We start from the raw sequence: 12,493 nt of genomic DNA, 5'->3' as shown, positions 1-12,493 counted from the left end.
TTTTAAATGTGGACTCGCGCACGTTTTTGCGCCGGGCTGACGGCCCGCACCGGCCGATTAGAATCGGCTCGGCGCGCGCCGGGGGTCAGTTGTCCGTCGAGCCAGCGGGGAGGTAGTCGCTGCGGCTGAGGCCGTGGCGCTGCATCTTCTCGTTGAGGGTGCGGCGGGGCAGCTGCAGTTGCGCCATGACCTCACTGATGTTGCCCTTGTGCTGCTGCAGCGCGCTGTGCAGGCATTGGGCTTCGAAGGCTTCCATCTGATCGGCGAGGGATGTGCCCGGGGTGGCGGCCGCGCCTTGGGCTGCCGGTGGCGGGGTCAGGCCGAGGGCATGGCGCTCGGCCGCATTGATCAATTCGCGGACATTGCCCGGCCAGTCGTGGCTGAGCAGCTGCGCCAGTTCCGACGGGCTGGCCGGGACCGGCTCGCGGCCGTGCCGTTGCGCGGCCTGGGTGGTGAAGTGGTCGAACAGCAGGGGAATGTCCTCACGGCGGTCGCGCAGCGGTGGGATATGCAGTTCCGCGACGTTCAGGCGGTACAGCAAGTCTTCGCGGAACCGCCCGGCGCGCACTTCTTCGAGCAGGTCGGGCTTGGCCGCGCTGATCACGCGCAGGTCCACCTCGATGCTGCGGTTCGACCCCAGCCGCTCGAGTGTTCTCTCCTGCAGCACGCGCAACAGCTTGACCTGCTGCGCCAGCGGCATGCTTTCGATCTCGTCGAGAAACAGGGTGCCGCCGTCGGCATGCTCGATACGGCCGATGCGCTTGGCCTGGGCGCCGGTGAAGGCGCCGCTTTCATGGCCGAAGAGTTCGCTTTCGAAGATGGTTTCCGGGATGGCCGCGCAGTTGAGCGCGACGAATGGATGGCGCGCGCGAGGGCTGAACTCGTGCAGGCAGCGGGCGACCTGTTCCTTGCCGCTGCCGGTGTCGCCGCGAATCAGCACATTGACGTTGGTGCCGGCCAGCTCGAGCACCTGGCGGCGCAGGTTGTCCATCGCGCGGGAGACGCCCAACAGCATGGATTCGATGCGCCCCTTGAGCGTGACCTGTTCACGCAGCTGACGGTTCTCGCAGACCAGCCGGCGCTTGTCCTGTGCGCGGCGCACGCTGTCGAGCAGACGCTCGGGCGTGAAGGGTTTTTCGATGAAATCATAGGCACCCTGGCGCAGTGCCTGAACCGCCATCGGCACGTCGCCGTGGCCGGTCACCATGATCACCGGCAATTCCGAGTCCAGCGCGACCAACCGTTCCAGCAGGCCGAGGCCGTCGAGGTCGGGCATGCGCACATCGCTGATCAGCACGCCGGGGAAGCTGCGGTCGACGATGCCGAGTGCCTCCTTTGCGCTGGCGCAAGTCCGCACGCGGTAGCCAGACAGCTCCAGCCACTGCTGCACTGCCTGGCGGATAGCCGCCTCGTCGTCAATGAAGATCACCTGGCCCGTCATGTCTTGGTCCTCCTGCTGGCGGCCAGTCTACTCGCCTGAGTCCGGTCCGGCCGCAGGCAGATGCAGCCTGAACACCGCGCCGTCGCCCTCGTTGCTCGCTTCGAGTGTGCCGTCCAGATCCCGCACGATGCCGTAGGACACCGCCAGGCCCAGGCCCAGCCCCTGGCCGACCGGTTTGGTGGTGAAAAAGGGCTCGAACACCTGCTCCAGGTGCTCGGCCGCGATGCCGCCGCCACTGTCGGCCACGCGCAGCGTCCAGCCGCCGCGTTCGGCCAGGCAATCGATGCGCAGCTGGCGTGGGGTCGCGCCAAGCATGGCATCGAGCGCATTGGTCAGCAGGTTGATCAGCACCTGTTCCAGGCGGATAGCGTCGCCGCTGACCTGCGCCTCGCCAGGCACAGCGCAGTGCACCTCGACGCCTTCGCTGCGGATGCGCGGCGCCAGCAAGTGCAGCGCTTGGTCCAAGACCTCGGCCAGGCTCAGGCGCTGACGCAGCCCCGCGGGGCTCTTGCGAGCGAAGGTCTTGAGATGGCTGGTCAGCGCGGCCATCCGCTCGAGCAGGCCTTCGACCTGGCCGATGCCTTCGCGCACGGCCTCGGTGCGGCCGCTGTCGAGCAGCAGGCGTTGGCTGGCGAGCTGCATACGCAGGGCGGTCAGCGGTTGGTTGATCTCGTGGGCGAGGGCCGCGGACATCTGCCCCAGGGCCGCCATGCGTGCGGCATGCACGAGTTCGTCCTGGGCGGTGTGCAGCTCGCGGGTCCGCGCTTCGACCAGTCGTTCGAGCTCGCTGCGGTTGCGCTGCTCGATGCGCCGTGTCTTGCGCCGTTGTGCAAGGAACAGCAGCAGGAACGCCAGCGTCATCCAGACGCCGGCTGCGGCCAGGCGGTAGCTGCGCACGCTGGCCGCGATCTGCTGCGGTTCCTGCAACAGGTGCAGCGTCCAGTCTTCCTCGGGAAGGGACAGCCGCTGCCAGAGGTAGAGCCGGCGCCCGTCCGGCCCGTCAACCAGGCGCCGCTCGCTGTCCTCGGCTATTTGCACCTGCCGCTCGCTCGGCAGCGGTTGCAGGTTCTGCTCGGCATAACGGCGCACCGCGACCAGGCGCTCGCGCACCTCGTCGGTCAGCGGGCGCAGATAACGAAAGCGCCATGCCGGCCGGTTAGTGAGGATGACGATGTCCAGCGAGTCGGAGATCAGCAGGATGCCGGACTGGCCGACCCATTCGCGCTGCATTTCCTCCAGCTCGAGCTTGACCACCAGCACGCCGATGACCTCGCCGCGGTCGTTCTTCACCGAGCTTGAGAGGAAATAGCCGGGAATGCCGGTGGTCACGCCGACGGCGAAATAGCGCCCCGAATCGTTCGCCAGGGCGTCGAGGAAGTAGGGGCGAAAGGCATAGTTGTTGCCGACGAAACTGCTCCAGTCGCGCCAGTTACTCGCGGCGAGCGTCTCGCCATGGCGGTCGAGCAGGTAGAGCACAGATGAACCGGCCGCGTGGTTCTGCTCTTCCAGGCGCAGGTTGAGCTGCTCGCGCAGGCGCTGGTCGCCGGGATTGGCGAGCAGCTGGCGGATGTCGCTGTCGAGCGCCAGCAGCGCCGGAACCGAGCGGAAGCGCTGGACCTGTGTATGGATAGCCTGAGCGTAAAGCTGAAGCTGGCCGCGTGCTTCCTGGCTGCGTTCGTCCCAGGCGCGCTGTTCGGCAACACGCCCTGCCAGATGCATGCACAGCAGCAGTCCGACAAGGATCAGCAGGACGGTCAGGGCGACGCGGTAGCGACTGGCAGGCACGGGGGGCGGCTCGTGAAAGGCTGGCCGCCATGGTAAGCCACGCCACCCGTCGGACGCGACGACTCACACCCCTAAAGGCTTATGTACAGCGCGTGGCAGTGGTGGCAATGTGACTCATCGGTCACCTGCGGGTAACCGGTGCGCACCGCTCGGCGAGTAAGGATGCACGGTCGGCACGCCTGTTGTCAGTTGGTCAGGTTCCTGCGAGTCCGCTCATGCTGAAAAAGATTCCCGTCGATGCCGTACGCGCCGGCATGTACATCCACTCCTTCGAGGGTGACTGGCTCTCGAATCCTTTCTGGAAAAGCAGGTTCGTCATCGACAAGCCCGATGACGTTCAGCGTCTGCGCACCAGCGGGCTGGTCGCCGTCTGGATCGACTTGAGCAAGGGCCTCGACATCGTCATGCCTGCCGTTCCGCAGACCGCCGCTGGGGCAACACCCGCTGACGTGGCGGCTCCCGATCTGCTGACCGTTGCCAAGGCGCCGCGCTGCAGCGTGCGCGACGAGCTGCAGCGCGCGGCGCGGATTCTGAACAAGTCGAAAAAGGCGGTTGGCGAGCTCTTCAACGAGGCGCGCCTGGGCAAGGCCATCGATGTCGAGTCCTGCCTGCCGCTGGTGGCGGACATCAGCGATTCGCTGGCACGCAACGGTTCGGCGCTGATCGGCCTGGCCCGGCTCAAGCACAAGGATGAGTACACCTACATGCACTCGGTGGCGGTCTGTGCGCTGATGGTCTCGCTGTCGCGCCAGCTCGGGCTCGACGAAGCCACGGCGCGCGAGGCGGGGCTTGCCGGGCTGCTGCATGACGTCGGCAAGATGGCCATGCCCAACGCTGTACTGAACAAGCCCGGCAGCCTGACCGACGACGAATTCGCCATCATGCGTAGCCACCCCGAGCGCGGCCACGCCTTGCTCGCCGCGGCTGACAACCTGCCGGCTTCGGTGCTGGACGTCTGCCTGCACCATCACGAGAAATTCGATGGCACCGGGTACCCGCATCGCCTGAAAGGTGAGGAGATCTGCCTGTTCGCGCGGATGGGCGCGGTTTGCGACGTCTACGATGCCATCACCTCGAACCGCCCCTACAAGACGGCCTGGAACCCGGCCGATTCGGTGGCGCGCATGGCGCAGTGGGGCGGGCATTTCGACACGCGGATCTTCCACGCCTTCATCCGCTCGGTCGGTATCTACCCGCTGGGTTCGCTGGTCAAGCTGGAGTCCGGGCGCCTGGGTGTGGTCATTGAACAGCACGAGGATCGCCTCACCGAGCCGGTGCTGCGCGTGTTCTTCTCGACCAAGACGCGCATGCACATTCAGCCCTTGGACCTGGACTTGTCCCGGCGCAACGTCAGTGATCGCATCGTAGGCCGTGAGGACCCGGCGCAGTGGGGCTTCACTAACCTCGACGACTTCTGGCGATAGCCGCGCCTGCGCCCTTTACGGGCACATTCATTCGCTCAACCCCACCATGCGTGCGCCCCGCAGCCGCGACCGGCGGGTCGCGCCTTGTAGGTAGGTGCGCTATCATCCGCGCCCTGTCTGGACGCTTCGAGCCTTCGAAGCCCTCACGAGTGTGTTCCCAAGCATGACCTGGCTGCCCAGTCCGCCATAGCGCAATGCCCTTCGCCTGAGCGTGGTCGCCCCGGTTGGGACGGTCGTGCTGCCCCGTGTTTCGCATTTCGCGCGTGCGATTTGCACCCTGTTCCCCATTCAGAAACTAGCCTTGTATCAATCAGCGCGTCGCTTCGATGCCGTTGGTGGTGCTTTTGCTCTGGAAAACCACAATGCTTCAAACGATCAAACAAAACTGGTTCTGCAACCTTCGCGGCGATGTGCTCGCGGGTCTGGTGGTCGCGCTGGCGCTGATCCCGGAGGCCATCGCCTTTTCCATCATCGCGGGGGTGGATCCACGGGTCGGGCTGTACGCCTCCTTCTGTATCGCCGTGGTGATCGCCTTCGTCGGTGGCCGCCCGGGCATGATTTCGGCGGCCACCGGCGCCATGGCGCTGCTGATGGTGATGCTGGTGCGCGAGCATGGCCTGCAGTACCTGCTGGCAGCCACCCTGTTGTGCGGCGTGCTGCAGATCGGTGCGGGCTACCTGCGCCTCGGCTCGCTGATGCGCTTTGTTTCGCGCTCGGTGGTTACTGGCTTCGTCAACGCGCTGGCCATCCTCATCTTCATGGCACAGCTGCCTGAGCTGACAAACGTCACCTGGCACGTCTACGCCATGACCGCGGCGGGCCTGGGCATCATCTACCTGTTCCCTTATGTGCCGACGCTCGGCAAGGTCATCCCGTCGCCGCTGGTCTGCATCCTGACCTTGACGGCGGTGGCCATGTACCTGGGGCTGGACATCCGCACGGTCGCTGACATGGGCGACCTGCCTGACACCCTGCCGGTCTTCCTCTGGCCCGAAGTGCCGCTGACCTTCGAAACCCTGGCGATCATCTTCCCGTATTCCGCCGCGCTGGCCGTGGTCGGTCTGCTGGAGTCGCTGATGACCGCGACCATCGTCGACGACCTGACGGACACCGGCAGCGACAAGAATCGCGAGTGCAAGGGCCAGGGCGTCGCCAACATTGTTTCCGGCCTGTTCGGCGGCATGGCCGGCTGCGCGATGATTGGCCAGTCCGTGATCAACGTGAAATCCGGGGGCCGCACGCGGTTGTCGACACTCATTGCCGGCGTCGTGCTGCTGCTGATGGTGGTGTTTCTCAGCGACTGGGTCGGGCAAATCCCCATGGCCGCGCTGGTGGCCGTGATGATCATGGTCTCCATCGGCACCTTCAGCTGGGACTCGCTGCGCAACCTCAAGCACTACCCGCTGTCGACCAACATCGTCATGGTCGTCACCGTGGTGGTGGTGGTCTTCACCCACAACCTGGCCTACGGCGTGCTGGCCGGCGTACTGCTGGCGGCGATGTTCTTCGCCAACAAGGTCGGGCACTACCTGCACATCGGTTCGGAACTGGATGTCGACGGCCATGCGCGGGTCTACCAGGTGGTCGGTCAGGTCTTCTTCAGCTCCTCGGACAAATTCACTCGCGCCTTCGACTTCAGGGAAGCGCTGGCGAAGGTGACGATCGACCTCACCCATGCGCATTTCTGGGACATCACCGCCGTGGCGGCGCTGGACAAGGTGGTCATCAAGTTCCGCCGCGAAGGCACCGAAGTCGAGGTGCTGGGGCTGAACGAAGCCAGCGCCACCATCGTCGATCGCTTCGGCGTACACGACAAACCCGAGGCCATCGACAGCCTCATGGGCCACTGATCAGGAGAGCCGCAATGAATCTAGTAATGGCCTGTATCGACGGCTCGCCCCAGGCTGCCGCCGTCTGTGACTGCGCCGCCTGGGCCAGCCGCAAGCTGGACGCACCGCTGACCCTGTTGCACGTGCTCGATCAGCAGCAATATCCGGCCGCCGGCAACCTCAGCGGCATCATCGGCCTGGGCAGCCGCGAGTACCTGCTCGAAGAGCTGGCCGCGCTGGACGAGAAGCGCAGCAAGCTCGCCCTCGAAGAAGGACGCATGATGCTCGATGCCGCCCGGCAACGCGCCATCACCGCGGGCGTGGCCCAGCCGGTCGTGCGGCAGCGTCATGGTGATCTGGTCGAGAGCCTGCGCGAGCTGGAATCCGACATCCGTCTGCTGGTGATCGGCAAGCAGGGCGAAGACAGCGGCGCCGACACGGCGCTCATCGGCAGCCATCTGGAAAGCGTTATCCGCACGCTGCACCGGCCGATCCTCGTCACCCCGACCGGATTCACCGCACCGGACAGCGTCATGCTCGCCTTCGACGGCAGCGCGACCACCCGCAAGGGCGTCGAAATGATCGCCTCCAGCCCCCTGTTCAAAGGCATTCCCATCCATCTGGTGATGGTCGGGGCGGACACCGGTGACAGCCGCGCGCTGCTCGAATCGGCCCGTGATGCGCTGCGTGCCGCCGGGTTCGAGGTGCAGATCGCGATCCGCGCCGGCGAGGTCGAACCCACGCTGCATGCCTACCAGGCCGAGCACCGCATCGGCCTGCTGGTCATGGGCGCCTACGGGCACTCGCGTATTCGCCAGTTTCTCGTGGGCAGCACCACCACCAACATGATCCGCACGACCACGACGCCGCTGCTGTTGTTGCGCTGACGGCTTCGGCCTGGCGCGCTGGGCGTCAGGCCAGCGGCTCAGGCGTACAAGTCCGCCCGTGACCAGGGCAGCTCATGGCTACCGTCCGGCAGCGGCTTGCTCGCCAGGATCTGGTGCAGGTTGATCCAGTTGCGGCGGAAGCCATAGGCACAGCCCGCCAGGTAGATCCGCCAGATCCGCAGGGCGCGCTCCGGAACCATCCGCTGCGCCTCGTCCAGCCGCGCTTCCAGCCGCTCGCTCCAGAACTGCAGCGTGCGTGCGTAATGCAGGCGCAGGCTCTCCACATCGACGATCTCCAGGCCCGACTCGCTGATGCAGGCGCCGATCTCCGTCACGTGTGGCAGCTCGCCGTGCGGGAACACATAGCGATCGATGAACTCGCCCGCGCCATGGCTGACCGGGCGACCGTCGAGGTAACGCGAGGTGATGCCGTGGTTCATCACCAGGCCACCGGGGCGCACCAGCGAGGCCAGCTGGCGGCAATACAGCGGCAGATTGGCATGGCCAACGTGCTCGAACATGCCGACGCTGACGATCTTGTCGAACTGCTCGTTTCGCGGCAGGTCGCGGTAGTCCATCAGCTCCAGCCTGACCTGACCCTCCAGCCCCTCGGCGGCGACGCGCTCGCGTGCCAGTTTCAACTGCTCGCGGCTGAGCGTGATGCCGAATACCTTGGCGTCATACTCGCGCGCGGCGAACCGGGCCAGGCCGCCCCAGCCGCATCCCACGTCCAGCAGCCGGTCGCCCGGCTTGAGGCGCAGCTTGCGACACAGGTGGCGGAGCTTGGCCTGCTGCGCCTGGTCGAGGTCCTCGGTGCCGGTTTCGAAATAACCGCAGGAATAGACCATGTCGCGATCCAGCCACAGCTGGTAGAACGCGTTGGAGAGGTCGTAGTGATAGGAAATGGCCTCGGCGTCCGAGGCTTTGTCATGGGCCTCGCGGGTCGGCACCGAGTCGCCTTCGTCACCCAGCGCCCGGGTGATCTCATCGCCGATGCGGATGATCTCCTCCAGCGGCCCATGCAGGTCGATCTGCCCCTCGACATAGGCACCGCCCAGCAGATCCAGGCTGGGGTGCGCGAGCTGTGCGACCAGGTTCGGGTCCTTTATCTCCAGCGTCACCGACGGCGCCGGGCCAATGTCCATCTCCTTCCCGTCCCACAGCTTCAGGCGCAACGGAAGGTCCAGTTCCCTCAGAGTCGGAAGTAATGTGGCCAACATGCTCGATCTCCTGATTCCGCGTGCAGGAAATCCTAGTCCAGCTTTTCCAGACGTGCGCTCGATCGGGAGATGGCTTTTGTCTATGGGGCCGATTGGGAAAACGAGCGGAACGGCTGCAGCTAGAGAGAACGGTTCGGGAGGCGGGGAATGTGCGGGAGAGGGGCTTATGGCGAAGATGGCGGAAGGCAGTGAGAGTCGAACTCACCCGGGAACGGCTGCCGCCCCCAACCGGGTTTGAAGCCCGGCCGCACCACCGGGTGCGATTGCCTTCCGTTAGGCGGAAGGGTGTAACTGGAAAGGAGGCACAGGCTACCTGAGCTCGGTCTCCGAGGCCAAGGCGCTGTCGCGGCGGACTTTGCGTTCGTTGCCGAAGCGTCGGGTGAAACCGATGCGGTCGAAGTGTTCGAGCAGCTGGATGCTGCGCTTGCGGCCGAGCTGGATCTGGTCGCGGAAGGCGGCGGCGCGGATGACGCCGGCCTGGCGCTCCATTTCCAGGATGCGGGCGGCGAGCTGGCGGATGGTCGTCTCGGGGTAGAACAGGTCCTTGACGACCTGCTGCAGGGCGCCGATGCGGGCCAGTTTGCGCAGCAGCAAGCGGATGCGTTCTTCTTCCACATCCAGTTCGCGCGCCAGATCGCGCACCCAGGGCGGGTCGTAGCGGGCCGAGTCGATCAGCGGCCACAACCGCGCCTTCAGGGCCTCTTCTTCATCGCTCAGGCGGACCCGATGGCCCGGCAGGTGCAGCCAGGGGCCGCTGGCTTCGACTGCGCCGCTGGCGAGCACCTGATCGAGCAGGGCGATGAACACCGGCCGTTCGAGCTGGGGCAGGGCGAAGCGGCGCAGGCGGTCGCGGTCCGGGCCGAGCTCGTCGGGTTGCTGTTCATGAAAGCGGCCCAGTGCGGCGACCAGGCTTTGTTGCAGGTAATCCCAGGTGCCGCGGTCGAACAGGCGCGGGCCGAGGCGGGTGGTGATGTCGAGGGCGTCGTCGCCGAGCTGCCAGGTGTGCCGCGGGCGATTGAACTGGCGTTCCAGCACGGCCGGCTCGATGCCGTTCAGAGCGCTGGAGAGCAGGGCCGGCAGGATGTCTTCGAGGGTCTCGCCGGACAGCGCGCGCAGCTGCGCCAGACGCGCCTGGCGGTGGCGGTTGCGCGGCGGGGCGAAGGGGTCGAGTACGCGCCCGCCGCCCAGGGTGCGTTGGGCGGACTGGTCGCGCAGCACCACTCGGTCGCCATGCACGGCATGCACCGGCGCATTGAGCAGCAGCTGTGCGTGTACATGGCCGCCCGGCGCCAGGCATTCCCCTTCGAGCAAGGCGATGCGCCCGGTAACGTCCTGGGCGCCGAGGTGAACATGCACTGGGGTCCAGTGTTTGAGCGCACGCGCCTCGCTGGGCAGGAGCACGAATTCGATGTCGATACGCCGGGTGTCGGCCTGCAGCGCCGGGTGCAGCAGCCAGTCGCCGCGGCTGATGTCCTCGACCGAAAGGCGGTCGCCGGCGATGTTCAGGGCAACGCGCTGGCCCGCACGGGCCTGCTGGGCCTCGCAGTTCTGCGCGTGCAGCCCGCGCACCCGTACCGGGCGTCCGCCAGGGCTCAGCATCAGTTCATCGCCGACCGCTACGCGCCCGGCAAAGGCGGTACCGGTGACGACAACCCCGGCGCCGCTGACGCTGAAGGCGCGGTCGATGGCGAGGCGGAAGTAGCCTTCGTCGCTGCGCTGTTCGATCTGGTCGGCTTCCTGCAACAGGGCGTCACGCAGCGCGTCGATGCCGTCTCCGGTGAGGCTGGATACAGGAAAGATCGGCGCGTCGGCGAGCGGACCTGGCGCCAGCAAGTCGCCGATTTCGCGGCGCACCTCCTCGACTCGTGCGGGTTCGACCCGATCGACCTTGCTCAGGGCCACCAGGGCGCGGCGGATGCCCAGCAGTTCGATGATCGAGAGGTGCTCGCGGGTCTGCGGCATCACGCCGTCATCGGCTGCGATGACCAGCAGCATGCAGTCGATCCCGCAGGCGCCGGCCAGCATGTTGTGCACCAGGCGCTCGTGGCCGGGCATGTCGATGAAGCCGGTGAGTTCGTTCTCGCCGAGCGCGGCGTACAGGTAGCCGAGATCGATGGTGATGCCCCGCAGGCGCTCTTCGTGGCGGCGGTCGCCTTCCTGGCCCGTAAGAGCCTTGAGCAGGGCGGTCTTGCCGTGGTCGATGTGGCCGGCGGTGCCGATGATCATGCCGACAGTTCCTGTTGCAGCAGGCCCAGCTGTTGGGCGAAGCCTGGCTCATCGTCTAGCTGACGAAGGTCGAGCCAGAGCGCGTCCTCGGCGATGCGCCCGAGGACGGGAATCGGCAGGGTGCGCAGGGCTTCCTCCAGCTGGCGCAGGCGACGGCCCCGCAGCTTGCGCGGTTGCAGCGGGCGGATGCACAGGGCGGCGCTGGGCAGGCGCGCCACCGGTTGGGCGCCGCTGCCGATCATGCCCAGGGCCGCTTCGACCTGGACCTGCCAGCCCTCGCCGAGCATGGCGGTGAGCGACGGAGCTAGGCGTTCGGCCTGTTGCTGGATGTCGGCCTGCGGGCGGCTGAGCAGGCGCAGGCTGGTCAGGCGCTCGGCCAAGCGATCCGGGTCGCGGTAAAGGTTGAGCACCGCTTCCAGCGCGGCGAGCGTCAGTTTGTCCACGCGCAGGGCGCGCTTGAGCGGGTTCTTCTTGATCTTGGCAATGAGCTCGTGGCTGCCAACGATCAGCCCGGCCTGTGGCCCACCGAGCAGCTTGTCGCCGCTGAAGGTGACGATGTCTGCACCGTCGCGCAGGGCTTCCTGCACGGTGGGTTCCTTGGGCAGACCCCAGCGGGAAAGGTCGACCAGGCTGCCGCTGCCGAGGTCTTCGAGCAATGGCAGGCCGTGCGAGTGGGCAATCTGGGCCAGCTCGGCGGTAGCGACGCTGGCGGTGAAGCCTTGCACGCTGTAGTTGCTGGTGTGCACGCGCATCAATAGGCCGCTGCGCGGATTGATCGCGGCTTCGTAGTCCTTGGCGTGGGTGCGGTTGGTGGTGCCCACTTCATGTAGCTTCACACCGGCACGGGCCATGATGTCGGGGATGCGAAAGGCGCCGCCGATCTCGATCAGCTCGCCGCGGGAGATAATCCCTTCCTTGCGCGCGCCCAGGCTGTTCAGTGCGAGCAGAACGGCGGCGGCGTTGTTGTTGACCACGGTGACGGCTTCAGCGCCGGTGAGCTCGCGAATCAACCCTTCGATCAGGTCGTCGCGGTCGCCGCGCTTGCCGGTGGCGAGATCGAATTCGAGGTTCAGTGGGTAGCGTGCCGCAAGGCTGATCGCTTCGATGGCTTCATCGGGCAGCAGGGCGCGGCCGAGGTTGGTATGCAGCACCGTGCCGGTCAGGTTGAACACGCGGCGAACACGACTGCGATGTTGATTGGCGAGCCGCTCGCCGGCGCGCCCGGCCAGCACGGCTTCGGACAATTCCAGCGCAACCAGCTGGCCGTGACGGGCGGGCTCGCGAAGCTCGTCGAGCAAATCGCGCAGCGTTTTCAGCAGGGCGTCGCGGCCATAGCGCTGGTGCAGCGGTGCGCAGGCGGGCGCACGCAGGAGTTTATCGATCGATGGGAGGCGCGCACTGGTCATGGCTGCATGACCGAATGCGGAAGGAAGGCGAACAGGGCATTGCGGCGGTTCGCATTACCTAATCCTCGGCGGATGTTGCCTGACACGCAGGACCTCGTTGTTCTTGCTGTTGTGCGAACAGCATAGACGCCGTTTTGCCGACAGGGTTCAGCCGGAGACGACGAATCACGAGTGGTCGGGCGCTAAGGCTTAATCCGCTTCGGAAAGGCGCTGAGCCACTTTTCAATCGGCCAAAAAGAACCCCGCCACGGGGGCGGGGTTGTGTGCGGGGACAC

Annotated in this window: 8 protein-coding genes and 1 tRNA gene; 3 read left to right on the top strand and 6 right to left on the bottom strand. The window is 66.3% G+C overall.

Annotated features, from left to right (window positions below; translation table 11 throughout):
• Positions 1–85: 85 nt before the first annotated feature.
• On the bottom strand, positions 86–1,441 hold the full coding sequence (locus KXR72_RS13975) for a sigma-54-dependent transcriptional regulator (RefSeq protein ID WP_437421694.1): 1,356 nt from the start codon (positions 1,439–1,441) through the stop codon (positions 86–88).
• A gap of 27 nt (positions 1,442–1,468) precedes the next feature.
• Positions 1,469–3,226 (bottom strand): sensor histidine kinase, encoded by a 1,758-nt coding sequence (locus tag KXR72_RS13970; RefSeq protein ID WP_437421693.1) that lies wholly within the window; start codon positions 3,224–3,226, stop codon positions 1,469–1,471.
• Between the two features lie 215 nt (positions 3,227–3,441).
• Between KXR72_RS13970 and KXR72_RS13965 the strand changes: the two genes are divergently transcribed.
• From KXR72_RS13965 to KXR72_RS13955, 3 genes are all read left to right on the top strand, one after another.
• Positions 3,442–4,650, top strand: a complete 1,209-nt coding sequence (locus tag KXR72_RS13965) for an HD-GYP domain-containing protein (RefSeq protein WP_437421692.1) — start codon at positions 3,442–3,444, stop codon at positions 4,648–4,650.
• 362 nt (positions 4,651–5,012) lie between these two features.
• Positions 5,013–6,500, top strand: a complete 1,488-nt coding sequence (locus KXR72_RS13960) for a SulP family inorganic anion transporter (RefSeq protein WP_437421691.1) — start codon at positions 5,013–5,015, stop codon at positions 6,498–6,500.
• A 14-nt stretch (positions 6,501–6,514) separates the two neighbouring features.
• A complete protein-coding gene (locus KXR72_RS13955; protein WP_437421690.1) occupies positions 6,515–7,366 on the top strand; it encodes a universal stress protein in 852 nt (283 codons plus the stop codon).
• 38 nt (positions 7,367–7,404) lie between these two features.
• On the opposite strand, the gene cfaB is transcribed toward KXR72_RS13955, so the two are convergent.
• The 4 genes from cfaB to selA all read right to left on the bottom strand — a co-directional run bounded on the left by cfaB (position 7,405) and on the right by selA (position 12,218).
• Positions 7,405–8,586 (bottom strand): C17 cyclopropane fatty acid synthase CfaB, encoded by a 1,182-nt coding sequence (cfaB, locus tag KXR72_RS13950; RefSeq protein WP_437421689.1) that lies wholly within the window; start codon positions 8,584–8,586, stop codon positions 7,405–7,407.
• Positions 8,587–8,762: 176 nt separating this feature from the next.
• Positions 8,763–8,858: transfer RNA gene (locus KXR72_RS13945), tRNA-Sec, on the bottom strand.
• A 37-nt stretch (positions 8,859–8,895) separates the two neighbouring features.
• A complete protein-coding gene (selB, locus tag KXR72_RS13940; RefSeq protein ID WP_437421688.1) occupies positions 8,896–10,812 on the bottom strand; it encodes a selenocysteine-specific translation elongation factor in 1,917 nt (638 codons plus the stop codon).
• Positions 10,809–12,218: an L-seryl-tRNA(Sec) selenium transferase gene (gene selA / locus KXR72_RS13935; protein WP_437421687.1), complete on the bottom strand. Its 1,410-nt coding sequence runs from the start codon at positions 12,216–12,218 to the stop codon at positions 10,809–10,811. The genes selB and selA overlap by 4 nt, the downstream gene beginning before the upstream one ends.
• Between the last annotated feature and the right edge of the window lie 275 nt (positions 12,219–12,493).

The sequence above is a fragment of the Stutzerimonas chloritidismutans genome, assembly GCF_051486945.1.
Taxonomy (GTDB): domain Bacteria; phylum Pseudomonadota; class Gammaproteobacteria; order Pseudomonadales; family Pseudomonadaceae; genus Stutzerimonas; species Stutzerimonas chloritidismutans_B.
Note: the sequence above shows the minus strand (reverse complement) of the source record. Positions and strands in the feature narration are given on the sequence as shown.